Here is a 25473-nt window from a genome sequence, read left to right as displayed (position 1 = left end):
GTTTCGCGATGCCCTTCACCCCCTCGCGCCGCACGTTTCTCGCCGCGGCCGCCGCTACGCCGCTGCTCGCGTCGGCCATGCTTCGTGCTGCCGAACCCGACCTGTCGGCGCTCCGCGACATCACCACCGGCGCCCAGCCGATCGGCCCCGACGAGCGCGCCCACCGCCTGGCCCGTGCCCAGGCGCTGATGGCGCAGAACGACATCGGCGCCGTCCTGATCGAGCCGGGATCGTCGATGATCTATTTCACCGGCGTGCGCTGGGGCCGCAGCGAGCGGCCGACGCTCGCCATCCTGCCCCGCGAAGGCCAGCCGCTGATCGTAACGCCCTTCTTCGAAGAACCCTCGGTGCGTCAGACGCTCGCCGTCCCCGCAGAGGTGCGCGTCTGGCAGGAGGACGGCAACGCGCTCGCCATCGTCGCCGGTTGGCTGAAGGAGCGCGGCCTCGCCAACGCCAGGATCGGCATCGAGGAGACCGTCCGCAGCTTCATCCCCGCCGACCTCGCCCGCTTCGCACCGGCCGCACGGCACGTGAGCGCCAACCCGATCGTCCGCGGTTGCCGCATGGTGAAGACCCCGGCCGAACTCGCGCTGATGCAGACCGCGACCGACGTCACGCTCGCCGCCTATCGCTGGCTCGCACCCCGCATCGAAGCCGGAATGACCGGCGCGGAGATCGGCGCATTGATGAACGCCGCGACGCGGAAACTGGGCGGCGACCCCGAATTCGCCCTCGCCCTGATCGGCCCCGCCGCCGCACTGCCCCATGGCAGCCGCGAGGTATATCGCGTCACGCCGGGCGAGATCCTGCTGATGGACTGCGGTTGCACCGTGCAGGGCTATCAGTCCGACGTCTCGCGCACCTGGGTGCCGAAGGGCGCGCCCAGCGCAGACCATCGCAAGGTCTGGGATCAGGTCGCCCGCGGCCAGCAGGTCGCCTTCGCCGCCGCGAAGCTCGGCGCCACCGCGGGCAGCGTCGACGACGCCGTCCGCCGCTATTACACCAGCCTCGGCTACGGCCCCGACTATAAGCTGCCCGGCCTGTCGCACCGCACCGGCCACGGTATCGGCATGGACGGCCACGAACCCGTCAATCTGGTCCGCGGCGAAGCGACGCGCCTCACACCCGGCATGTGCTTCTCCAACGAACCGGGCCTCTACCTCCCCGGGAAGTTCGGCGTCCGCCTGGAAGACTGTTTCCACATGACCACCGACGGCCCCCGCTGGTTCAGCACGCCACCCCGTTCGATCGATCGGCCGTTCGGATGACACACGAACGACGCTTGAGGGGAGGGGCGCTCTCGCCTAAGTCACGACGCCTATGATCTCGACCAACGACATTCGCCGCAGCTTCCTCGACTATTTCGCGAGCGCCGGCCACACCATCGTACCCTCCGCGCCGTTGGTGCCGCAGAACGACCCGACGTTGATGTTCGTCAACGCGGGCATGGTGCCGTTCAAGAATGTGTTCACGGGGCTGGAAACCCGGCCCTATGTCACCGCGACCAGCAGCCAGAAGTCGGTGCGCGCCGGCGGCAAGCACAACGACCTCGACAATGTCGGCTACACCGCGCGTCACCACACCTTCTTCGAAATGCTCGGCAATTTTTCGTTCGGCGACTATTTCAAGGAACAGGCGATCCACCACGCCTGGACGCTGCTGACGAGCGTCTGGGGCATTCCGGCCGAAAAACTCACCGCCACCGTCTACCACACCGACGACGAGGCGTACGGCCTCTGGACGAAGTACCTGCCCGAAGAGCGCATCATCCGCATCGCCACCAAGGACAATTTCTGGGCGATGGGCGACAGCGGCCCGTGCGGCCCGTGCTCGGAAATCTTTTACGATCACGGCGACCATATCTTCGGCGGCCCTCCCGGCAGCCCGGATGAGGACGGCGACCGCTTCGTCGAGATCTGGAACCTCGTGTTCATGCAGTACGAGCAGGACGCCAATGAGATCGTCGGCGAACTGCCCAAGAAGTCGATCGACACCGGCATGGGGCTGGAGCGCATCGCCGCCGTCTTGCAGGGCGTCCACGACAATTACGATACGGATACGTTCAAGGCGCTGATCGCCGCATCGACTTCGCTGACCGGCACCGATGCCGAGGGCGAGCGGCGCGCGTCGCATCGCGTCATCGCCGATCACCTGCGCTCGTCGGGCTTCCTCGTCGCCGACGGCGTGCTGCCGGCCAACGAAGGTCGCGGTTACGTGCTGCGCCGGATCATGCGCCGCGCGATGCGCCATGCACATCTGCTCGGCGCCAAGGAGCCGTTGATGCACCGGCTGGTGCCGGCCCTAGTCGCCGAAATGGGCGCGGCCTACCCCGAACTCGTCCGCGCCCAGCCGCTGATCGAGGCGACGCTGCGCCAGGAAGAGACGCAGTTCCGCAAGACGCTCGACAAGGGGCTGAAGCTGCTCGACGAGGCGACCGCGGGCATGGGCGAGGGCGATACGCTGGCCGGTGAAACTGCGTTCAAGCTCTACGACACCTATGGCTTCCCCTACGATCTGACCGAGGACGCGCTGCGCACGCAGGGCCTGCACGTCGATCGCGCCGGTTTCGACGCCGCGATGGCCGAGCAGAAGCGTGCGGCGCGGGCGGCATGGAAGGGCTCTGGCGCCAAGGCGTCGGACGATCTGTGGTTCGACATCGCCGAGGAAGCCGGGTCGACCGAATTTATTGGCTATTCGGCCGATATCGGCGAGGCGGAGGTCGTCGCGCTGGTCAAGGACGGCGCACGCGTCGACACGGCGAACGCAGGCGATACCGTCGCGATCATCGTCAACCAGACGCCTTTTTACGGCGAGAGCGGCGGCCAGGTCGGCGACAGCGGGACGATCTCGACCGATGCGGGGCTGCGCGCCACCGTTACCGAAACGTCGAAGCAGTTGGGCCGAATCTTCGTCCATCATGCGGTGGTCGAGGCCGGGTCGATCACGGTCGGCGACGCGGTGAAGCTCCAAATCGACGTCGCCCGCCGCGCCGCAATCCGCGCCAACCATTCGGCGACGCACCTGCTGCACGAGGCGCTGCGTCAGCGGCTCGGCACGCATGTCGCGCAGAAGGGCTCGCTGGTCGCGCCGGAGCGGTTGCGCTTCGACGTTTCGCATCCGGTCGCGATGACGCCGGCCGAACTCGCCGACGCCGAAGCTGCGGTCAACGCGCAGATCCGTGGCAATGGCACCGTCACTACCCGGCTGATGACCCCGGACGAGGCGATCGCCGAAGGCGCGATGGCGCTGTTCGGCGAGAAATATGGTGATGAAGTCCGCGTCGTGTCGATGGGCACCGAAGATGGTGGCAAGACCTATTCGATCGAGCTGTGTGGGGGCACCCACGTCAACGCGCTCGGCGACATCGGCCTGTTCAAGGTGGTGGGCGAGGGCGCGGTGTCGTCCGGCGTCCGCCGCGTCGAGGCGCTGACCGGCGAGGCGGCGCGCGCCTATCTGGTCGGCCGCGACGAACGTCTGCGCGAGGCGGCGGCGACCCTCAAGACCACGCCGGACGAAGTGCCCGCGCGCGTCGCGGCGCTGCTCGACGAACGACGCCGGTTGGAGCGTGAACTGGCCGAAGCGAAGAAGGCGCTCGCCATGGGAGGCGGTGCCGGTGGTCCGGCGGGGCCGGAGCAGGTCGGCGGCGTCGCCTTCATCGGCCAGGTGCTCGACGGCTTTGATGCCAAGGGGCTGCGCGGCGCGGTCGACGAGGCCAAGCAGCGCCTCGGCGGGTCGGGCGTCGCGGTGATGGTCGCGGTGAACGATGGCCGCGCTTCGATCGCGGTCGGCGTGACTGACGATCTGGTCGGGCGCGTCACTGCGGTCGACTTGCTGCGCAAGGCGGTGGCGGTGCTCGGCGGGCAGGGCGGCGGTGGCCGTCCCGACATGGCGCAGGGTGGTGGCCCCGATGGCAGCAAGGCCGCCGACGCGGTCGATGCGATCCGCGCGGCGCTGGCCGAGGCTCCCGTCGCAGCCTAGGCTTTCGGGACGGCGCCGGGCAGGCTTTGCTGGCGCCGTCCTGATCCTGATCAACTAGAAAAGCCCATATCGCGCCGAGACTTAGGCGGCGTCCGGCCGTTGATCGATCGTCCCCTTCAACGATCGAAAGACAGCACGCCATGACAGCCCAGCCGGACCGCCTGCGCGACCTCTTCATCGTCGGCCTGCGCAATGCGCACGCCGTGGAAAAGCAAGCGCTGTCGATCATGACGCCGCAGGTCAGCCGCATCGAGCACTATCCCGAAGTCGCCGACCAACTCCGCCGCCATATCGAGGAAACCAACCAGCAGATCGCCCGGCTCGACGAACTGCTCGAAGGGTTCGACACCAGCGGTTCGCTGTTGAAGGAGGCGGCGCTCAGCCTGTCCGGCACTATGGCGGCGATCGCCCACGTCCCGGCGGGCGACGAAATCTTGAAGAACAGCTTCGCCAACTACGCCTTCGAGCATTTCGAAATCGCGGCGTACAAATCGCTGCTGACCCTCGCCGACGATGGCGGGTTCAGCTCTGCGACGACGTTGTTGTCGCAATCTCTCGGCGAGGAAGAGCGAATGGCGGCATGGATCGACGACACCTTGCCGACGATCACCCGCCGCTATGCCACCCTCTACGCCGAAGGCGGGTCGAGCGCCGCCAAGGTGTAAGCCGCCTTACGACCCCAGGAACGCAGCGGTTCGCGCCGCTGCGGCCTCCCAATGGACACCATGGGCGCTGAGCCACGCATCGTCATAATAGGTGCAGCCGTACCGCTCGCCCCCGTCGCACAGCAATGTGACCACGCTGCCGCTCCGGTCCGCCGCTGCCATGTCGTCGATCAACGTCATGCAGGCGATCAAATTGGTGCCAGTCGACCCGCCGACCCGCCGTCCCAGCCGATCCGACAGCGCACGCATCGCGCCGATGCTGTCCGCATCCTCGACCGCGATCATACGGTCGATCACGCTCGGCACGAAACTCGGCTCGACGCGGGGGCGGCCGATGCCTTCGATCCGCGAACCGCAGCCTTCGGGCAAGGCGGTTACCGTGGCATCCGCGAAATGGCGGTGGAAGACCGAATGGACCGGGTCGGCAACGCACAATTCGCTGTCATAGCGACAATAGCGAATGAAGCGCCCGATCGTCGCCGACGTGCCGCCCGTTCCCGCACCGCACACCACCCAGGACGGCACCGGATGCTCCTCCGCCGCCATTTGTGCGAAGATCGATTCGGCGATGTTGTTGTTGCCCCGCCAGTCGGTTGCACGCTCGGCGTAGGTGAACTGGTCGATGAAATGCCCGCCGGTTTCCGCAGCGAGCCGGTGCGATGCCTCGTAGATCGCACGCGGATCGTCGACCGCATGGATTTCGCCGCCATGGAAACGGATCGCGTCGAGCTTGGGCGCCGCGGTGCTGGCGGGCACTACGGCAATGAACCGCAGCCCCAGCATCCGCGCGAAATAGGCTTCGCTGACCGCGGTCGAGCCCGACGACGCCTCGATCACGCAGGTGTCGGGCCCGATCCACTCGTTGCACAAGGCGTAGAGGAATAGAGACCGCGCCAACCGGTGCTTCAGGCTACCCGTCGGATGCGAACTTTCGTCCTTCAAATAGAGCGTGATGCCCGGAAAGCGCGGCAGGTCGACGCGGATCAGATGCGTATCGGCGGAGCGGTTGAAGTCCGCCTCGATCCGCCGCACCGCCTCGGCCAGCCAGGTCCGGTCGGTCCGCGTCCGCATCATTGCAGGCCGTGCCGCACCAGCATCGCGACCGGATCGGGGTCACGGCCGCGGAACGCACGGAAGCTGTCCGCCGCCGGCCGTGTCGCGCCGCGCGCCAGCACTTCCTCGCGGAACAGGTCGCCGGTCGCGCGGTCGACGAGGCCCGCCTCACGGAAGCGGTCGAAGCCGTCGGCGGCGAGCAGTTCTGCCCACAGATAGCTGTAATAGCCCGAGGCATAGCCGCCCGCAAAGATGTGGCTGAACGCATGCGGAAAGCGATTCCACGCCGGCGGGCGGATCACCGCCACCTCGTCGCGCACCGCCTCGATTACTTCGATCGGGTCCGACCCCATCGTGCCAAGGTGAAGCAGCAGATCGAACAACGCGAATTCCACCTGGCGGACGATGAACAGCCCCGCCTGGAAATGCCGCGCCTTCACCATGCGATCGAACAGGTCCTGCGGCAGGCGCTCGCCGGTCGCGACATGGCCGGACATGCCGGTCAGCACATCGGCATCCCAGGCGAAATCTTCCATCAACTGGCTGGGCAGCTCGATCGCGTCCCATTCGAACCCGTTGGTGCCCGCGATGCTGGGCCGATTTACCCGCGTGAACAGCAGGTGGAGCACGTGGCCCGTCTCGTGGAGCAAGGTGGTGACGTCATTGTGGCTCAGCAGCGCCGGCGACCCCTCGCTCGCCGGCGGGAAGTTGCACACCAGATAGGCCACCGGATTGGCGATCGTATTGCCGTCATGTAGCCGCGGCCGTGCCTCGCTCATCCAGGCGCCACCCCGCTTGCCGGCGCGGGCGTGGAGGTCGAGGTACATCCCCGCCAGCACCGTGCCGCCCTCATCGATCACGTCGAAATAGCGCGCATCCGGGTGATAGAGCGACACGTCGTGACGCTCGACCAGCGTGACGCCGAACAGCCGGGTCAGTAGCGCCTGCCACCCCGCCACGACGCGTTCGACAGGGAAATAGGCGCGCACCAATTGCTCATCGACGGCATAGCGCGACTGGCGCAACTTGTTCGAGGCGAAGCCGACGTCCCAGGGCTGCAGATCGGCGATGCCCAGCTCCGCGGCGGCAAACGCCCGCAACTCGGCCAAGTCTCGCTCCGCGGCCGGCTTGGCCCGGCGCGCCAGGTCGCGCAGGAAAGCGAGCACCTCGCCCGCATTGGGTGCCATCTTGGTAGCGAGCGACCATTCGACGGGATCGGCAAAGCCCAAAAGCTTGGCGGCCTCATGCCGCAGCTCCAGGATGCGGGCGATGCGCGGCGAATTATCGAACTTTCCGGCATCCGGCCCCTGATCCGAAGCGCGCGTCGCCGACGCGCGGTAGACGCGCGCGCGCAGATCGCGGTTCGTCGCGAAGGTCAGGATGGCGTTGACGCTGGGTTGCTGCAGCGTGACCAGCCAGCCGTCGAGCCCCTTGGCCTTTGCGGCGGCGGCAAACATCGTCCTGTCCGCGTCCGACACGCCATCGAGCAGCGCCGCGTCGGTGACGTGCTCGCTCCAGCTTTCGGTCGCATCCAGCACCGCGCTGCCGAAGGCGTTGGACAGCGCCGACAATTCGACCGAGATGTCGCGAAAGCGGTCGCGATCCCCGGCATCCAGCGCCACGCCCGACAAGCGGAAATCGCGCACCGCATGCTCTACCGCGACACGATCGGCCACCGGCAGGGCGGCGAAATCGGGCGATGTCGTCAGGCCGACGAGGATGTCGTAGAAGTCGCGATCCTGCCCGACGGCGATGCTATGCTCGGTCAGCCGGCGCTGCGCTTCGGCGTGCGCCGCGCGAATGTCGGGCGTGTCGGCGACGCCGTGCAGGTGCGAGACTGCCGACCAGATCGCGTCGATGCGCGTGTTCGCCCGCTCATAGGGGAGCCATACGGACGCGAAATCGGTGGGCTTCGCCGCCTTGATCGCGGCCACCGTCGCGTGATGCTCGGCGAGCGCCACGTCCAGCGCAGGCGCGATCATGTCGGGCGTGATCTCGGCGAAACGGGGCAGCGCATCGGTATCGAGCAGCGGATTGGTCGTCGAAGTATCCATTGCGCCGATAAAGCCGCTCGCGCCACCAATCGCAAATCCGAATTGACGATAGGGCCATCAATCGTGCGAATGACGGGATGGCGGACCGGCGTTCAGGACACCGGTATCTCGAACGCCCCCACCGGCAGCCCGGCATCGTCGGTCAGGTTGGTGATCGCGCTGTCCCCCCATGCGTAGCGCACGCGCGTGACGGGCTTGCCGTCGCCCGACAGCATCACGCCGTCGTTACCCACCGTGCCCGCGGCAAAGCGACACGTCCCCGGCCCAGCGCCACACAGTTCGAAGCCGATCGCCTGCGCGGCGCCCCGCGCATGGAGCACCCCGGTGACGCCAGTGAACCGCAACGCCACGCCGGTGCCGCTCGCACGGGCTGTCGCAATGGCGGGCCCGGACGCACCGATCGCGTCCTTGTAGACGATGGCGCGCATGACCCGAGCGAGCCGCTGACCCACCGCATGCTTCTCGCCGGGGTGGATGTCGAGCGGATCGCCGATATCGTGCGATACCGCGACGCCCGCACGTCCGTCGCGCTCGACGACCAGTCGTTGCGCATTGCGCACCTCGCCCCAGCCGCTCTCGCTCGGCGCGGTGGGGATGGCGCCGTAGGACGACAGCTGCACGACGCCCCATGCTGCCTGTGGACTATCCAGCCGCGTGCGCCAGTCGGCAAACAGGGCGGCAAGGCGTCGGTCGTATCCTGGGATGCCGGTATCCGATTCACCCTGATACCAGGCGATGCCAGCGACGTGCGTTTGCCTCAGCGGCGCGATCATCGCATTGTACAGCGTGCCGGCGCCGTTGATGTCATCCCAGGGCACGCGCGGCGCCGCACCGTTCAATCGCTTGGCGATCGCGTAACGCCAGCCTGAACCCAGCGGAATGCTGCTGCCATCGGCAAAGGTGATCCGCATCGCCTCGGTCGGGCCGGTCATCCCGCCGAGCGCATAGACGTCGTCGTCATTGACGGTGATGACGTTGCGTCCAGCGGTCAGCGTACCGGCGGGCAGGGCGTAGACCCGCATCTGCGACGCCAGGCTGCTGCCGCCAACCCCCTTGCCATTCACCCAGGTCCGATCCGCATCGTCGATCGCGCCCAGCGTCAGCGTCGCCGGGCCCCGCGCTTGCTCGGCCGAGACATCGATATCGCGGCTATACCAGAGCATGCCGTTATAATCGGCGAGTTCCGGCACACCCCAATGTTCGAAGTTGGTCATCGACGGCACCGGTCGCCAGTCGAGCCGCGCTTCCGGCTGCCAAGGCTCGTGTCCTGCGGCATCGCCCGATCCCTTCCGCCACCACGCCTCCCACGCGGCCATCGCGCGCGCATTGGCCGCGGCGGGATCGCGTGCGTACAGCGCCAGCAGGTCGGCAGCATCCGCCATGCCGGCACGGCGCAGCGCGGCGTCGCTCATCCACGCGCTGATCCGCGACCCGCCCCAGCTCGAATGGATCGCGCCGATTGGCACGTCGGCGCTGCGGCGCAGCGCCTGCACCATGTAATAGCAGGAGGCCGAGAAGCCGGGCACGCTTTCGGGCGTCGCCGCGACCCAGCGGGGTTGTTCGGCAAAGCGGGTCAGAGGCGTCGCGGAAGACACCTTCGCTACGGTGAGCAGCCGCAGTATGTCGTCGGCGGGGGCATGCGCGTCGGCGATCATGTCCTGCGCGCTCGAAACCGTCATCTCCATGTTGCTCTGCCCCGAACAGAGGAACACATCGCCCACCAGCAGGTCGCGCACCACCGCGGCGCCACTCGGAGCGGCGATGGTCATGTCATAGGGGCCGCCGGCGGGCAGCGTGGGAAGCTGCGCAGCGAAGCGGCCGTTGCGGTCGGCGCGGGCGGTGACGCTGTGCCCGGCGAGCGTCACCATCACCGTTTCGCCGGGGGCCGCATCGCCCGACAGGTCGACGGGTTGGCCGCGCTGGATCACACCATGATCGGTCAGGACGCCATCGAGCCGGGGCGCAGCACCGGCCGCGGCACTCGTGGCGGTCAGGAGCAAGGCGAATAGCGGCTTCATGACAGACCCTCTCAATAATCGGCGCTCGACGGTGACGCCTTTTCGGCAATGGTAACGCCATCATCGGATTTAAAGAAGGCTATAGCCAATAGAGCGGTCGGCCGCTTTCCGTCGGGCGAATCTTCTGACACACCTTATGCTAACGATATCACGATGGGAGAGGGCGCATGGATCGCCGCGATTTTCTGGCGAAGGGCATGTTGGGCGGCGCTGCCGGTTTGGCGGCGAATGGCTTCGCGACAGTCGCGGGCGCCGATCCGATGAAGCCGCAAGACCTCAGTTTTCCCAAGGATTTTCTGTGGGGCTGCGCCACCGCCTCGTATCAGATCGAAGGCGCGGTGACGGAGGACGGCAGAGGGCAGACGAATTGGGACGTTTTCTCGCATACGCCGGGCAAGGTTGCCAATGGCGACACCGGCGACGTCGCCTGCGACAGCTATCACCGGTACAAGGACGACATCGGCCTCCTGAAGGCCCTCGGCGTAAAGGCCTATCGCCTGTCGCTCGCCTGGTCGCGTATCTTTCCCGACGGTCGCGGCAAGCCGAACCAGAAGGGCATCGACTATTACAACCGTGTGATCGACGGCCTGCTGGCGGCGGGCATCCAGCCTAACGTCACCCTGTTCCACTGGGATCTGCCTCAGGCGCTGCCCGGCGGGTGGCAGAACCGCGATACGGCGAAGGCGTTCGCCGACTATGCGGGTTTCATGGCGGGCAAGCTGTCCGACCGCGTCCACCGCTTCATGACGGTCAACGAGCTGCGCTGCTTTACCGATCTCGGCCATATGGTCGGCATCCACGCGCCGGGGCTGAAGCTGCCCCAGGGACAGGTCAACCAGGTCCGCCATCATGGCGTGCTGGCACATGGCCTGGGGGTGCAGGCCATTCGCGCCAACGTGCGGGCCGGGACCGAGGTGGGCCTTGCCGACAACGCCAACATCTTCGTTCCGGTCATCGAGACGCCCGATCATATCGAGGCGGCGAAAAAGGCGCTGCGCGACGACAATGCCATGTTCCTGACCGCGATCATGGAGGGGGCCTAACCGGACAGCTATCTCACCGCCGCCGGGGCCGACGCGCCCAAGGTGCAGGCGGGCGACATGGCGGCGATCGGCAGTCCGATCGATTTCGTCGCTCTCAACATCTATACGCCGACCTATGTGAAGGCCGATCCGTCGGCCCCGCGCGGCTACACGCCGCTGCCGCATCTGCCCTCCTCACCGCGGATGGCATCGCCCTGGCTGTATGTGGGGCCGGAGGTCGCCTATTGGGGCGTGCGGGCGGTCAGCGAATTGTGGAAGCCTAAGGCGATCTACATCAGCGAAAACGGCTGTTCGGCGGACGATCCCGTCAACGCGAGCGGGCTGATCGATGATTCCGACCGGATCATGTACCTGCGCAATTACCTGGGCCAGTTCCGCCGCGCGGCCGCCGAAGGCTATCCGCTCAAGGGCTATTTCCTCTGGAGCCTGATGGACAATTTTGAATGGGCAGATGGCTATGGCAAGCGCTTCGGCATCCACCACGTCGACTTCGCCACGCAGAAGCGGACGCCGAAGTTGAGCGCTCTGTGGTACAAGGAACTGATCCGCCGCAACGCGCTGGTCTGACGCATGCGCCGCCCCGTCACGTGCAGAGCGTGGCGGGCGGCAGCGGGGCGTCGGCGGGAATGGGGACCCCCTTCGCTGCCGCAGCCGCTTCCAGCATCGGGCTGGGACCCGGCAAGGCCAAGTCGATCGCTGCCGCGTAAAAGGGGTCCGCTTCCGCGCGTTGCAGTGTCGTGAAGGTGAAGCCCATCTCGCGATACTGCGCCAGCAGGCGCGGCATCATCCGTGCATCGAACGCCCCCAGATGCATCAGCAACACATAGGGAATGTCGCGCCCCAGAGCGGCTTGCGACAAGGCCCGCGATCGGAGCGCTTGCGCGCGTGCGGCGGCGAGGAAGCTGGTTTCGAGGCTCGTGATGGCCGCGCCGTCGTTCTTCGCGACGCAGCGCGCATAGGCGTCGTTCCAGCCGTAATCGCCGAAGCTCATCGTCACCGCGGCAATGCGATAGCCGTTGGCCCGCAACCCTGCGCGCACCGCTCCGACCTGCGCCGCATCCTTGCCCTCGCTGAGGAAGGGATAGCGGAACCAGCGCCAGTCGCTGCGCTTGCCGGCCGCAGCCAGCGCCGGCTCGTTGCGAGCGACGTCGGCGAGGAAGGCTGGGGCGGCCGTCGTCGCCAGATTGCCGTGGCTCCAGCTGTGGTTGCCGATCGGCAGCCCGGCACGCCGCCACGCCGCGACCACCTGGGGCGCGGTCGCATCGCTGGCGAAACCGCCGTTGTAGAAGCCGAACGCCGGCGCCCGTTCGGCTTTCAGCGCCGCGAGGATGCGCTGCGCGATGCGCAGGCGGTCGTCGCCGATCGGCAACGGACCATGCGCGGGCAGGTCGTCGAAGGTCAGCGCGATCTGCGGCGGCGGGGCCTGCGGCCCGACCCTAATCGGGGCGGAGGCGCCAAGGATGCGTCGCTCGGCGAAAAGCGAAAGCGGGATCGCCTGGGCCATCGCGCGATAGCCGGCCTCGTTCGGATGAAGATGGTCGCCGGTATCATAAGCAGGCAGCAGCCGGTCCGGATGCGCCGGGTCGCGGACCGCCGCGTCGAAATCGACCACTGCATCGAACGTGCCGGAGGTTCGGATGAAGCGATTGATCGCCTGCCGGTCCGCTTCGGTTTCGGGGCCGGCATGATAATTAGCGTTGCCGACCAGCGGCGTGATCGTACCACCGATCAGCCGGATGCCATGCGAGTGGGCCCGTGCCGCGAGTTGGCGGTACGCAGCGGTGATGGCGGCAACCATCGCGCGATGGGTCGCGCCATCCACGGGTCGGTCGCGTGTCAGCGTGCCGAGATCGTTGACGCCTTCCAGCACGATCGCCGCGCGCACGTTGGGCCGGTCGATCACGTCCCGATCGAAGCGCGCGAGCAGATTGGGGCCGGCGCCGTCGAGCAGCACCCGATTGCCGCCGATCCCGGCGTTGACCACCGACAGGCCGGCGGTGGCGCGGTTCGCGGCCAGGCGGCGTGCCAATTCGTCGGGCCAGCGGGTGTTCGCATCGTCACGCACGCCGCGGCCATCGGTGATCGAGTCGCCGATCGCGACGATCGTCCCCGTCGTGCCGCCACCGCTGACCTCGACATCGGCAAGGCTCCACCAGCCGCCGATCGTCTGCGGATCGGTCAACGTCGCGGCGGCAGTCTGGTCGCCGCGCGCGGCAAAGGTCGTCGCGCGGGCACCGGGGTGGCCGGTACGCGTGGCGGGCGCGTCGGGGAAGAACAGGCTGATCGTCAGATCGTCCCCCGCGTTTGTCGCAAGCGGCAGCGGATCCGAATAGACGTCGGCACCCGCCGGGATGGTGACTGCCTGTGCGCCGGAGAAGGTCAGCGGCGTATTGCCGCTAACGGCAGCACTGGCGGGCGCGCCCTTGCCCAGCGCAGCGGCGTCGATCCGGAGCGGCGCAGTGCCGGCGCTGTTCGACAGCCGCACGCGCACCATCGTGCCACCGCCCGAGAGATGGACGATCTGCCGCACCGTCACCGGCCCCAGCGCTGCCAGCTTGTCCGCTTCGGCCTGCGCGGCGACCATCTGGGCCGATCCCCAGGCCGGCACCCAGTGCGGCCCCTGCGCCCAGCCCGCGGCCGCCATCCCGGCGAGCAGCAACGCGCCGCCCGTCACCATCGTCGTCCGCCGCACCCGGCCCCGCCATGCCGCCCTCATCCGCCCGATCCTCTCAACCCGATGCCTAGCGCGGCATTGCCAAATACGCCGCGACCCAGACCAGTGGCGCATTCCAGTTGATGGCCACTTCGTTGTCCGCAAAGGCCCGCGAATCGTCCAGCCAGCACCGCTGCGCAACGCATCGCCCCTTCAGCGAGGCCGAGACGGGATCGGCGAACGAGGTGTTGTTCGCTCCCCCACTCAGCACGCCCGGCGGCGGCCCCGGCAGTCGTGCGTCGAACTGATGCGCCCAGAAACGATGGTGCGGGTGCTGCATCGGCTTCCATCCGAAGCCGGTGACATAGCTCTGATCCAGCGGATTGCGCCCCAGCACATAATCGGCGGTATCGACCACCGCATCGCGATAGCGCGCCTCACCGGTAAAGCGCGCCGCCAGGGCGAGCACGATGCCCCGGCTCAGGATCGCGCCGTTCGATCCCCAGACATAATCGGTGGTCGCATAGGGCAGGTGATATCCCGACCGCTCCCGCTCCGCCAGGAATGCGTCGGCGAGCGCCACGAGCTTTGCCCGTGCCGCATCGCGTTCGGCCAAGGGGACGCCATCGGCGGTCGCCAGCGTGATCGTCCCCAGCGTCCCGACATTGGCCCAGCCCGCTTCGCCCCACAGCGGTGCGGCATGCAGCGGCATGCGCTGCAGCGTCTCGGCCAGCTCTGGCATCTTGGTCGTCGCATACAGCTCAGCAGTCGCCCAATAGCGCTCGTCGTCGAGGTGCGGGTCGCCATAGCCGCCGCTGCCCTCGAAATCCTGAGCGGCATAGATATCCGGGTTGCGCAGTGCCGCTCGATAGGCCTTGCCCGCCGCCACCAGGCAGCGATGCGCGAAGGCCTTGTCGATCGCGCGCCAGATCCGCGCACATTGCGCGGCGGTGGCCGCCAGATTCAGCGTGGCGGCGGTGCTCGGCGGATACAGCAACCGCTCCTCGCGATCCTCGGCGGGGATGGTCGGCAGCGGGGTCCAGTGGCGATCGGCGACCTTGTGATGCGCCATGCCACCGGCATCGACGCTGGTCAGGGTCATCGGCCGGCGTGGTTGCGGCCCGACCGGCAGCGCGAGTTGCGTGCCATCCGGCACCTGCATCGCCAGCAGGAACCGCATCTCCCATCGGCTTTCGTCGAGCAGGTCGTCGATGCCGTTGCCGGCCTCGGGCAGCACCGCGCTGCCATCGGCGAACGGCGGGGCCGCGGCATTGACCTCGTAGAGGTTCTGCAACGTCCACAGCGCGATGCCACCGTTGACCACATACTTGCCATGGTCGCCCGCGTCGTACCAGCCGCCCGTCACGTCCAATGTGTAGCGGCACCCGGGCCAGACCGTGCCGGCGGTATCACGCCCGGCAAAACAGGTCGCGACCTCATGCGGATGCCCCGCCGCGCGCGCCCATTGCGGACCACCGGCATAGCGCGCGTCGATCGCGATGCCGGCGCGGTTCTGGTAGAAGAAGTTCAGCGCCGCGCGCGCCAGCGACGCATAGGTGTCGGCCTTGATCGCAAAGGGATGGCTGGTCACGCCATCCACCATCAGCCGATACGTGCCGGGCACCCGCACGGCGCTCAGGTCGATCTGATGAACGTGATCGCCCGATGCCGCATCATCGCCAAACGGCCGGGTCTTGCCCTCCGCCACGGCCTTGCCGCTTGCATCGATGACGCGCCACGGCAGCGGCGCCTTGGCATCGTCCGACAGGATCGCCCATTTCGCCGTGTCGGGGCGAAAGCCGATCTGGTTGAGATGCACCGCCGGCGGTGCTGACGCCGCGCCTGCCAGCGCCAGCGGTAACAGCAGCGCCCAGGCCGTGCTCATCGGGTCTGCCCCCAATTGGCGAGCGGGGAGGGGGCCACCATCCGCAGAAAATCGCCATGCGTCGGCAGCCGCTCGGCGGTGTCCGCATAGCCGCGCCGCATCGTCTCCATCGCCTCGGCGACCAGAGTTTCGTCCAGCGCGTCTGCGGCGGGCTCCCAGGTCGATGGCACCAGTCCCTGGCCCAGACACACCGCGACCCAGCTCGGCACGCTGAACAGATCATAGCCTTCGCGGAACAGTCGCCCCTTCCCGCGCCACAGGTCCAGCTTGCGGGTCAGACTGTCGGGCAGCGGCATGGTGCGGACGCGATCCCAGAACGGCGTGTCGGTCCGCCGGGTCTGGGCATAATGGAGGATGATGAAGTCGCGGATGTCCTCGTACAGATCGTGCAGCTGGCGGTTGAATTCGTCGCGTTCGGCGGGGTCGAAGCGTGTGTCGGGGAACATTGCGACGATCCGCTGAATGCCCGCCTGGACCAGATGGATGCTGGTCGATTCGAGCGGTTCGATGAAGCCGCTCGACAGCCCCAGCGCGATGACGTTGCGGTTCCAGCTCTGCCGCCGCCGTCCCGCGGTGAAGCGCAGGCGGCGGGGATCGCCCAACGGCTCGCCCGCAAGGCTGGCGAGCAGGTCGAACTCCGCCGCCTCGTCGGACAGAAAGTCGCTGCAATAGACATAGCCGTTGCCCATCCGGTGCTGCAGCGGGATACGCCACTGCCAGCCGGCCGCACGAGCGGTGGCACGGGTGTAGGGATCGGGCTCCCGCGCATTGGGCAGCGCACACGGCACCGCCACCGCCCGGTCGCAAGGCAGCCATTGCGCATAGCTCTCATAGCCCGTGTGCAGCGCCTCCTCGATCATTAGTCCGCGAAAGCCGGAACAGTCGATGAACAGGTCGCCCGCCACCTGCCGCCCGTCGGCGAGCGTCAGCGCCTCGACATAGCCATCCTCGCCCCGCAACCGGACGTCGGCGATCCGCCCCTCGATCCGCGTCACGCCGCCGCGCTCGGCATAGCCGCGCAGATAGCGCGCATAGAGCGAGGCATCGAAATGATAGGCGTAGAACAGCTCGCGCACCGGCGAGCGCGCATCCTCGCGCGCCCGGCCGAACCGCCCGCGCGCCGCCGCCTGCGCGCTCATCGACCAGGCGGTGATGTCCGGTATCGCGCGACGACTGCGTTCGCGCAGCCACAGCTGATGGAAGGCTATGCCCTGCAGATCCTGCCCGAAAGTGCCGAACGGATGGATGTAGCGATCGCCGATCGCGCCCCAGTCGCGAAATTCGATGCCCAGCTTGAACGTGCCTGCGGTCGCCGCGAGGAATTCGTTCTCGTCGATCCCCAGCATCCGGTTGAAATTCAGCAGCGGCGGGATGGTCGCTTCGCCGACGCCGACCGTACCGATCTCTTCCGATTCGATCAGCGTGACGCGCGTATAGCCGGTGTTGAGCAGGCGCGAGAACGCGGCGGCGGCCATCCAGCCGGCGGTGCCGCCACCGACGATGACGATATTGCGGATGGCATGGTCGGGGACGGGCAGGGTCATCGGGCTAGGCGCCTCGCTTGCGCCGCGAGCCAGGCGGCATGGGTGGGGGCGTGCGGCAGCGCCGCCGCGATAGCGTCGGTGATGCCATGCATCGCCGCATGCGCATCGGCCAGCGGCACGGCGTCCGCCAAGGGATCGATCCGCCGCGGGCGTATCCCCTGACCGATCATCACCGCCGCCCAGCCGTCGCGCGTGAACGTTTCCTCTTCGTAGAAGGGCAGGCGCCCGCGCTCTTCGAACTGGCGTAGGGTATGGGCCAGGCTATCCGGCGGCTCCGCGGAGACCACCGCCCGCCACATCGGTTCCGGTCGGGCGGTCGCGCGATAATGCAGCGCCAGCATGTCGCGCACGCGTTCCGCCTCCGCCAGCGTCTGGCGATTGAAATCCGCCGCCTCCACCCGCGCCATGTCCCGGTCGGGGAGCATCGCGATCAGGCGATCGATCGCGCTCAGCGCCAGGTGCAGGTTGCACCATTCCAGCGGATCGATTGCCGTCGCGGCATCGCCGATCGCGACGCAATTGGCACGCCATGGCTCCCGGCGCGTCCCCGGTCGGATTGTCATGGGTGCAGCACCGGCCGTCCCCAGCAATGCCGCTGCATCGTCATCGGTCAGCCGGTCGGCCGCATAGACGATACCGCGCTGCGTGCCGCTGTCCCACGACCAGCCCGCCGCATGCGCGGTGACGGGCGTTAGCAGCGGCGGCTCGGCCGGCGGCCCATCGGCCAGCATCACCCGATCGCACGGCAGCCACGCGCTCCAATCGTCGCACGCGGTGTCGATCGCATCGCGCAGCCGCGCTTCGGGCCCAGTCGCATCGACGTACAGGTCCGCTGTCAGCCTTCCCCCATCGGCGAGCGCCACCGCTTCGATCCCGCCACGATCGTCGCGCGCGATGTCGCCGATCTCTCCCGCCACCACGTCCACCCCGACATGGGCGGCAAAGGCCCGGATCATCCGCGTGTAGCGCGGCAGGTCCAGCGTCAGCCCGGGCTGATGCCGGGCGAAGATCGTCCCCGGCGTCGGCGGCGCGTATCGCCCGGCCCGACCGAGCGCGGCGGCGGGCGCGAACGCTTCGAACCGCGGCACCGCCCCCTCCCGCTCGACGCGCAGCCAGTGCAGGTGAAATGCCGTCGCGCCGAACGCCTGGCCATAATGATCATAGGCGTGGACATAGTCCGCGTCGTCGCGTCCCCACCCGATGAAGCGCGTGCCCAGGCGATAGCCGGCGCCGGTGCGCACCACGGCATCCTCGTCACCGATGCCCAGATCGGCATGGAAACCGGCGAGCGAGGGCAGGGTGCAGGTGATCCGATCGGCCAGTGCATTCGGCGACGGCGCGGTATCGAGCAGCGTCACCTCTAGAAACGGCGCGCGGCGCTTCAGTGCGGCTGCGGCCAGCCAGCCGACGATCCCGCCACCCGCCACCAGAATGCTGCGAATGGCGCGGTCCTGCGTCACGCCGCCTCCGCCATCGGGCAGTAGCCATCGATGAACGCGCGATGCCCCGGCCGCCGCGCCACCTCTGCGGCAATCTGTTCGGCAAGGCTGCCGATGCCACGCCACACGTCGCCCTCGGGCGGAACGTCGGCGCGCGGGTCCCAGCCCCGCGGTACGATGCCCTGGCCCATGTAGACCGCGATCCACGACGCATCCAGGAATACGCCCTCGCGATATTTCACCACCCGACCGCGCCGGCGCCACAGCTCCAGCTTCTCCGACAGGCTGTCGGGGATCGGCATCGTCCGCACATAGTCCCAGAACGGCGAATCGCTCCGCGTCGTCGCGTGATAGTGCAGGATCAGGAAGTCGCGGATCCGGTCATATTCCAGGTCGATCACACGATTGAACTCGTCGCGATCCGCGGCGCTGGTGCGCCCGTCCGGGAACAGCTCGACAAGCAACGTGATCGCCTGCTGCACCAGATAGATGCTGGTCGATTCGAGCGGCTCCAGAAATCCACTCGCCAGCCCGATCCCGACGCAATTGTGCGACCAGCTCTGCCGCCGCCGCCCCGCCTTGAAGCGCAGCGGCCGCGGGTCGGCGAGCGCTTCGCCCTCCACCACGCCGCGCAGCGCTGCGGCTGCGGCATCGTCGCTCAGGAAGCCGCTGGCATAGACATAGCCGTTGCCGGTGCGGTGCTGCAGCGGGATGCGCCAGCGCCACCCCGCCGGCATGGCGATCGCGCTGGTATAGGGCGTCACCGCCGTCTCCGTCCGGCACGGCATCGCCACCGCCCGATCGGCGGGCAGCCAGCGCGACCAGTCCTCGAACGGCTCGCCCAACGCCTCGCCCAGCAGCAGCGATCGGAAGCCGGAACAGTCGACGAACAGGTCACCTTCGATCCGCGTGCCATCGGCCAGCGTCACCGCGACGATATCGCCGCTTACGCCATCGCGCGCCACATCCACGACGATCCCCTCGCTGCGCCGCGCGCCCATCTCTTCGGCGAGACCGCGCAGATAGGGCGCGAAGAGCAGCGCATCGAACTGATAGGCATAGCCGAACGTCCCCGCGAGCGACCGCCGGTCCGTCTCCGGCATGGCGAACCGCCCCTCGCGCGCCAGCGCGCAGGCATAGGACAGCCGGTCGAGCGGCGGCAGCTCGGCGCCCTCGCGCAGCAGTCGCGTATAATAATGGTGGAAATCGACCGCGCCCGATCCGGTGCCGAACGTACCGAACGGGTGGATATAGCTGTCGCCGATCGCGCCCCAGTCGCGAAATTCGATCCCCAGCTTAAACGTCGCGCGCGTCCGCGCCATGAATTCCGCTTCGGGGATGCCGAGCCGTTCGTTGAAGGCGCGGATATGGGGTAGGGTGGCTTCGCCGACGCCGACCACGCCGATCGCCTCCGATTCGATCAGGTGGACCTCGGCGCGATGCGGCAGCAAGCGCGCGATCGCCGCCGCAGTCATCCAGCCCGCAGTCCCGCCGCCGATGATGACGACGCGGGTCGTCCGTTGCCGTTCCCCGGCCATCCTCATCCCTTCCCGACGCCCCATGGTGGCGCTCCCACTCGTGCGGCGTCTTGTCTGATCAATGTCCCTACAGCAGTTCCGACGATGCGCCAATGTTGCTCGAAAATCACACTAGAGACATAAAATGTAATGGCGCCGGAACGGGCGTTACCGCAACCATTGCAGTTGGATCGCTGCTCTGCTCAGACAAATAGAACAGGAGACCCGCGGATTCGAAACCGTGCGGCTCATTGGGGAGGATCATCATGCGCCCAACCGCGCCGTCGCATTCCACTGCCACATCGCTCGTCCGCCTCCTGCGCGGCGCCTCGGTCGGTGCCCTCTGCATCGCCAGCGTGACGGGCGCCGCCCATGCGCAATCGGTCGAGCAGACTAAACAAACCTCCCCGACCGCGGCGAAGGCCGGCACCGGCACCGCAGGCACCGCGTCGGCCACCACGCCCGCCGCGAGCGCGCAGGTCGATCCGGCCGCGACGTCGCAGGCGAGCGATACGTCGGCATCGCCCGAAGACATCGTCGTCACCGGCATTCGTCAGAGCCTCGCCAATGCGCAGAACATCAAGCGCAATTCCGATACCGTCGTCGACGCCATCACCGCGACCGACATCGGTGCGCTGCCCGATCGCTCGGTCACGGAGGCGCTGCAGCGCGTGCCGGGCGTCTCGATCAGCCGATTCGCTGCGGCCAACGATCCCGACCACTTCTCGGTCGAAGGATCGGGCGTCGTCGTACGCGGTCTCAATTTCGTCCGGTCCGAATTCAACGGCCGCGACGCCTTCGCGGCGGGTATCGGTGGCCAGTCGCTCAACTTCTCGGACGTTCCCGCCGAACTGCTCGGCTCGGTCGAGGTGTACAAGAACGTCACCGCCGCCGCGATCGAGGGCGGCCTCGCCGGTACGGTCAACCTCAACACGCGCAAGCCCTTTGACAATCGCGGCTTCCACATGGGCGTCGATGCCGAGGGGAATTACGGCGATTTCCGCAAGAAGTGGACGCCGACGGGCTCGATCCTGATCAGCGACACCTTCGAAACCGGGATCGGCACGTTCGGCATCCTGGGCGATCTGTCCTATTCGCGCATCCGCAGCCGCGCCGATGGCGTGCAGATCACCAATTTCCAGACGCGCGACAACACGCAGGTGCCCTTCCAGAACGGCAATGGCGTGCTCGTCTGCCGCAACCCGTTGCCGAGCAACAGCAACACCACGACGCTGCCGCCGGCCGGATCGGCGTGCGGCACGGCATCGACGGCCGGGGCGGATGGCTTCGCCGATCTGCTGCCTAAGGCCTATGCGCCGCTCGGCGGCCAGTACCGGACGCAGGAATTCGACCGCAAACGCGACGGCATCGCGCTGGCCGCACAGTTCGAAACGCGCGACAAGTCGTTCCTGCTGACCGCGCAGTACCTGCGGTCGCACACCACCAACACGACGGATGAGCACACGTTCGAAGCGGCGCCAGATCTGTCGGAATACAGCACCTTCCCGGTCGGCTGCGTGCAGAACAACGACGGCCCGCTATACAACGGCAATGGCACGGTGCGGGCGGAATGCCCGGTCGGCCAGTTCAAGAATTACGTCTACGATTCGAACGGGCTTTTTCAGAGTGGCTACATCACGTCGCCGGGCACCGGCTATCGCACCAGCCGTAGCGGCGCGCCGGCCACCACCTTCCTGCCGACGGGGGGTGCGCAGCTTCAGCTCGCGCGCGGGCAGACCTACGATCGCAACCTCGTCAGCGATTACGGCCTCAACGCCGAAATCCATCCGGCCGAGCGTTGGTCGATCAACCTCGATGCGGACTACACGCGATCGGAACACAACAACTACAGCCTGAGCATCTTCGGCGCGACCTTCGCCGATCAGGAGCTGGATCTAACGGGCAAGCTGCCCAGCGTCATCTCGCACAAGCCGAACACGCTGTCGGCGAGCTGGGCGCAGCCGGCGAATACGATTCTCGCTGGCGAAACCGACGCCCAGTATTTTGCTGATCCCCGCGCGCAATACTGGCGCGCCGCGATGGACCACAGCGAAGACAGCGTCGGTCAGGAATATCAGTTCAAGGCGGACGTCACCTACGACTTTGCCGAGGACAGCTTCTTCAACAAGGCCCGCTTCGGCGCACGCTATGCCGATCGCGACCAGAATGTGAAATATTCGACGTATAACTGGGGCATGCTCAGCGAAATCTGGGCGGGCAATTATCCGGTCACGCTCGACCAATATGGCGGCAACCAGGCCCAATATTACACCTTCCCCAACTTCTTCCGCGGAGCCACCAATTCGCCGCCGGGCGCCTATTTCTACAATGGCGACATGATCAACGGCTACGGCACGGCGGTGAACTTCCTGAAGCAGGTGGAAGCCGTATCGCGCAACCAGAACGGCAATACGCAGCAGCAATGGCTGCCGCTCGCCGAGCGTCCGGGCGTCGTGGCGGGCACACCCTATCTGCCCAGCGAAATCCAGCGCGTGCATCAGCGCGATACCGCCGCCTATGCGATGATCTCGTTCAAGTCGCGCAGCGGTCTCGACTTCAGCGGCAACGCCGGCGTCCGCTATGTCCGCACGGGTCTGGACTCGTTCGGGACGACCACGGTGCCCAACCAGGCGACGCTGAACATCTCGAACCCGTACAGCTCGCGTTGCGCCATCGTGGCTCCCCCTGCCGGTGCCCCTCCCGGTGCGACGCCCAGCACGCCTGGCGGCGTCTGCAACCTGGGGCCGACGGGCTATGCTCTGCTGCAGCAGTTCGCCGGGGTGAACTCGGTCAACCTCTACAATCAGGCGAAGAACAGCTACACCTACTGGCTGCCAAGCGTGAACCTTAAGTTCGGCCTGACGCGAAACCTGATCGCGCGTCTGGCCGGATCGAAGGTGCTGACGCGACCGGATTCAGCGCTGATCCGCAACTTCCAGCAGATCACGATCGACGGCAACGGCAACTTCCTCAGCACGGTCGGCAATCCGTATCTGAAGCCGGCAACGGCATGGCAGTTCGACGCAACGGCGGAATGGTACTTCTCGAAGGTCGGGTCGTTGACCGTCGACGCCTTCTACAAGGACGTGTCCAACTTCTTCTACCAGTCGGTCGTCAGCCTGCCGCTCCAGAACAATGGCGTCACGTTCCCGCTGCTGACCCGCGGGCCGGCGAACTATAACGGTCACGGCAAGATCAAGGGTGTCGAGGTCGCTTACCAGCAGACGTTCAGCTTCCTGCCCGGCTTCCTCAACGGCTTCGGCTTCACGGGCAACTATTCCTATATCGAAAGCTCGGGCCTGCCGAACTCGTTCCTCAACGGCGGTGCGCCGGTGACGAACGTGGCCGCGCAGACGGTGCGTGGCAGCCTGCCGCTGGAAGGTCTGTCGAAGCACAACGTCAACGCGACGCTCTTCTACGAAAAGGGGCCGATCTCGCTGCGTGCCGCCTACAACTGGCGCTCGAAGTATCTGCTGACCGCGGCGGACGTGATCTTCCCCTATACGTCGATCTTCCAGGACGCCTCGGGTCAGCTCGACGCATCCGCGTTCCTAAACGTGACGAAGGCGATCAAGATCGGTGTCCAAGGCGTGAACCTCACCAACACCGTCACCAAGACATTGCAGGCGTATACGGGCGATCCCGCCCAGCTCGCCCCGCGCTCCTACTTCATGAACGATCGCCGCTTCTCGTTCATCCTGCGCGGCAATTTCTGACGAAAAAGGCGGCGGGATATCCCCGCCGCCTCCACCGTTCCGGGCCGGTTCCTCGGGATCGAGGCGCCGGCCCTTTTTCGTATCCGTCAGTTATGCGGCAGCTTCGACCGATCGAACCCGGCGCCCAAATCGAGCAGGAACGCTGGCCCCACCTCGATCACCTGCTTCGCTCCGGCGAGCTGTATGCCGATCCGCGCCTTGCCCGCCGCGAATGCCTGGTTCGACACGCCCGACACGAAATAGCGCTTCCACCCCGCGCCGACATTCACTGTCTCGCTGGTGATCTGCGGGTAGGGGGCGTCGGCACCGCCGACGTTGACCGGGATCGGCACGGTCGCGCCGTCCTTGGCATCGGGCGCGCGCAGATAGACCATCACCAGCAGCGTATCGCCGGCCGCGATCGGCTTGATCGTCGGATAGGTTGCGCCGACGTCCCACACGTTCGCGCCCGCCTTGCTCACCTGCACTCGCACGGCGGCACCGCCGGGCACGTCCGTCGCCGGCACCTGCTTGGCGGTCTGGCCGGGCCCATAGACGCTCCACCCGATACCGGGCTGATTGATCGCCTTGTCGAAGATGCTCCCCTGTGCCGGCGCCGCCTGTTGTCCCGCCGCCACGGCGCTCAGCGGCACCATGGCGAGCGCCGCTGCGACCATAACCCTCATCATCGTCTCCCTGTATGGCCGGCCGGCTCCATGCCGGTCCGGAAACGGATCAGCGCGGACGCGCCGCGGCAAAGGCGTCCGCAATGGCGGTGCGCATTGGCTTTGGCCGCAGCGCCGCATCATACGGGGTCGGGCGGCGCGCGGCACGATCGGTGCGCGGCTCGAACCCCGGAATCCAGCTGTGCGCATCGCTCAGGCCCCACACCAGCACGTCGCGCAGCTGCGGATAGGCGAGCGTCACGTCCAGATAGCCGCGGGTAAAATCCGCCACCGCGCGATCCCGCACCGCAGTGTCGGCCGGCAGGTTGTTGTCGCGCACGTCGAGCTCGGTGATCAGCAAAGCATAGCCCATCCCCATCACCGCATCCAGGAACCGCCGCCACTCACCCTGCAACCGCCCGACATCGGCGCGGGCGTCTGCGCTCTGCGTGATGAGATGCGATTGCACGCCCAGCGCGTCCACCGGTACGCCACGCCGCCGAAACCCCTCGAGCAGCCGCAGCACGCCCGCGCGATGCGCCTCGTTGTGCGGTTCCCAGCTCATATAATCGTTATAGACCAGCTGCGCGCCCGGCGCGGCCGCGCGCGCGGCGTGGAAGGCGAGGTCCAGCGTTGGCTCCGCGCCACCGATCGCCTTCGACAGCGCGGTCTCGTACAGATGGCCGTCCGCCGGATCGACCGCCTCGTTGACCACATCATAGCTGCGGATTTTGTTGCCATACCGACCGAGCACGGTGCGGATATGCGTCGTCAGCAGCCGTCCGCCCTCGGCGCGGGGGCGGCTGCCGAAATCATAGGCGTTCAGCCATTTCGGCTGCCATTTCGGCTGGTGCCACAACAGATTGTGCCCTCGCACCGCCAGGCCGTTGCGCTCCGCCCAAGCGACGATCGTGTCGAAGGGCGCGAAGTCGAACACGTCGGGCGCCGGGCGCAGCCGCTGCCACTTCATCTCGTTTTCGGCGACGACCAGCCCGCATTGCTGGGCGATCAGTCGCGCATAGGCCGGGTCGCGGACCGGCAGGCCCGGGGGCGAGCCCGGCTGCCACGGGATCGCCGATCCGAAGCGCAGCCCCTTGCGTGCGGCGATCGCCTCCAGACTGTCGGCGGGGTGCGCGGCCCATGCGGCCGGCGCCGCCATGCCGGCGACGGCGAGCGCCGCGCCTCCCAAAATATCGCGTCGCGACGGCGGTGCCATGATAGCCTCTCCAACTTTCGTTATCGCTATCATTGGCCTCGCCGGCAC

Annotated in this window: 14 protein-coding genes and 1 pseudogene; 5 read left to right on the top strand and 10 right to left on the bottom strand. The window is 67.3% G+C overall.

What is annotated here, in order from left to right; translation table 11 throughout:
- Nucleotides 1-8 precede the first annotated feature (8 nt).
- The 3 genes from A7E77_RS15345 (at nt 9) to A7E77_RS15335 (ending at nt 4643) form a co-directional block, all read left to right on the top strand.
- Nucleotides 9-1268 (top strand): M24 family metallopeptidase, encoded by a 1260-nt coding sequence (locus tag A7E77_RS15345; RefSeq protein ID WP_063689363.1) that lies wholly within the window; start codon nt 9-11, stop codon nt 1266-1268.
- A 52-nt stretch (nt 1269-1320) separates the two neighbouring features.
- Nucleotides 1321-3978, top strand: a complete 2658-nt coding sequence (alaS, locus tag A7E77_RS15340) for an alanine--tRNA ligase (RefSeq protein WP_063689361.1) — start codon at nt 1321-1323, stop codon at nt 3976-3978.
- A gap of 140 nt (nt 3979-4118) precedes the next feature.
- Nucleotides 4119-4643 (top strand): ferritin-like domain-containing protein, encoded by a 525-nt coding sequence (locus tag A7E77_RS15335; protein ID WP_063689359.1) that lies wholly within the window; start codon nt 4119-4121, stop codon nt 4641-4643.
- A 6-nt stretch (nt 4644-4649) separates the two neighbouring features.
- On the opposite strand, the gene A7E77_RS15330 is transcribed toward A7E77_RS15335, so the two are convergent.
- The 3 genes from A7E77_RS15330 to A7E77_RS15320 all read right to left on the bottom strand — a co-directional run bounded on the left by A7E77_RS15330 (nt 4650) and on the right by A7E77_RS15320 (nt 9768).
- Nucleotides 4650-5717, bottom strand: a complete 1068-nt coding sequence (locus A7E77_RS15330) for a PLP-dependent cysteine synthase family protein (RefSeq protein ID WP_063689356.1) — start codon at nt 5715-5717, stop codon at nt 4650-4652.
- The gene (locus A7E77_RS15325; RefSeq protein WP_063689353.1) at nt 5714-7750 is read right to left on the bottom strand and encodes a M3 family metallopeptidase; all 2037 of its coding nucleotides are present in this window, start codon (nt 7748-7750) and stop codon (nt 5714-5716) included. Before A7E77_RS15325 ends, A7E77_RS15330 begins: the two co-directional genes overlap by 4 nt.
- A gap of 92 nt (nt 7751-7842) precedes the next feature.
- Nucleotides 7843-9768 (bottom strand): sialate O-acetylesterase, encoded by a 1926-nt coding sequence (locus A7E77_RS15320; RefSeq protein ID WP_063689351.1) that lies wholly within the window; start codon nt 9766-9768, stop codon nt 7843-7845.
- Nucleotides 9769-9935: 167 nt separating this feature from the next.
- On the opposite strand from A7E77_RS15320, the pseudogene A7E77_RS15315 reads away from it, so the two are divergent.
- A pseudogene (locus tag A7E77_RS15315) lies at nt 9936-11378 on the top strand (GH1 family beta-glucosidase).
- A gap of 16 nt (nt 11379-11394) precedes the next feature.
- Here A7E77_RS15315 and A7E77_RS15310 read toward each other — a convergent pair.
- From A7E77_RS15310 to A7E77_RS15290, 5 genes are read right to left on the bottom strand one after another with little or no spacing between them, the layout of a single operon-like run.
- Nucleotides 11395-13527, bottom strand: a complete 2133-nt coding sequence (locus tag A7E77_RS15310) for a GDSL-type esterase/lipase family protein (RefSeq protein ID WP_226341778.1) — start codon at nt 13525-13527, stop codon at nt 11395-11397.
- Nucleotides 13528-13552: 25 nt separating this feature from the next.
- Nucleotides 13553-15349 carry a glycoside hydrolase family 9 protein gene (locus A7E77_RS15305; protein ID WP_063689349.1) on the bottom strand — a complete coding sequence of 599 codons (1797 nt, stop codon included), beginning with the start codon at nt 15347-15349 and terminating at the stop codon, nt 13553-13555.
- On the bottom strand, nt 15346-16893 hold the full coding sequence (locus A7E77_RS15300) for a tryptophan halogenase family protein (RefSeq protein ID WP_063689347.1): 1548 nt from the start codon (nt 16891-16893) through the stop codon (nt 15346-15348). The genes A7E77_RS15305 and A7E77_RS15300 overlap by 4 nt, the downstream gene beginning before the upstream one ends.
- Nucleotides 16890-18353 (bottom strand): tryptophan 7-halogenase, encoded by a 1464-nt coding sequence (locus tag A7E77_RS15295; RefSeq protein ID WP_226341777.1) that lies wholly within the window; start codon nt 18351-18353, stop codon nt 16890-16892. Before A7E77_RS15295 ends, A7E77_RS15300 begins: the two co-directional genes overlap by 4 nt.
- Entirely contained in the window at nt 18350-19870 is a 1521-nt protein-coding gene (locus A7E77_RS15290) for a tryptophan halogenase family protein (RefSeq protein WP_063689345.1), read from the bottom strand. Before A7E77_RS15290 ends, A7E77_RS15295 begins: the two co-directional genes overlap by 4 nt.
- Nucleotides 19871-20115: 245 nt before the next feature.
- Between A7E77_RS15290 and A7E77_RS15285 the strand changes: the two genes are divergently transcribed.
- Nucleotides 20116-23565: a TonB-dependent receptor gene (locus tag A7E77_RS15285; protein ID WP_063689342.1), complete on the top strand. Its 3450-nt coding sequence runs from the start codon at nt 20116-20118 to the stop codon at nt 23563-23565.
- 86 nt (nt 23566-23651) lie between these two features.
- Here A7E77_RS15285 and A7E77_RS15280 read toward each other — a convergent pair whose 3' ends face one another.
- Together A7E77_RS15280 and A7E77_RS15275 are read right to left on the bottom strand one after the other, a co-directional pair.
- Complete coding sequence (locus A7E77_RS15280; RefSeq protein ID WP_226341776.1) at nt 23652-24233, bottom strand: hypothetical protein; 582 nt, start codon at nt 24231-24233, stop codon at nt 23652-23654.
- A 46-nt stretch (nt 24234-24279) separates the two neighbouring features.
- Entirely contained in the window at nt 24280-25425 is a 1146-nt protein-coding gene (locus A7E77_RS15275; RefSeq protein ID WP_063689336.1) for an endo-1,4-beta-xylanase, read from the bottom strand.
- Nucleotides 25426-25473: the final 48 nt, after the last annotated feature.

The sequence above is a fragment of the Sphingomonas sp. NIC1 genome, assembly GCF_001638925.1.
GTDB classification, from domain to species: Bacteria; Pseudomonadota; Alphaproteobacteria; order Sphingomonadales; family Sphingomonadaceae; genus Sphingomonas; species Sphingomonas aquatilis.
The sequence above is the reverse complement of the archived record's forward strand: the minus strand, read 5'-3'. Positions and strand labels throughout refer to the sequence as shown.